This window comes from Halomonas sp. AOP7-B1-5 (assembly GCF_052353045.1).
In the GTDB taxonomy this organism is placed as follows: Bacteria; Pseudomonadota; Gammaproteobacteria; order Pseudomonadales; family Halomonadaceae; genus Vreelandella; species Vreelandella colorata.
Genome location: NZ_JBQTDC010000147.1, coordinates 1 through 214, shown reverse-complemented (window position 1 = coordinate 214; position 214 = coordinate 1). Strand labels below are relative to the sequence as shown.

Annotated in this window: 1 pseudogene; it reads right to left on the bottom strand. The window is 37.9% G+C overall.

Going from position 1 to position 214, the window contains the following annotated elements:
* A pseudogene (locus ACT3XD_RS19790) lies at positions 1–214 on the bottom strand (hypothetical protein); the annotation flags it as partial.

Genomic DNA, 214 nt, shown 5'->3' with positions numbered 1-214 from the left:
TCATGCCTGATATATAGTCACAAACAAGCCTTTTTCTACACTCTTTATCACCTCTCGCTCGGAGCTCAGGAGGTAGTAAAATCAGATCTCTATTTAATTCCGCATCGTCATAGACACAAAACAGACCTTTAACAACCTTATCACCCCTCATTTCATATTCTTGGATATGATTCTTTCTGAGAACTGTCTTAAAAACAAGTTTCTTAAGCCCTAG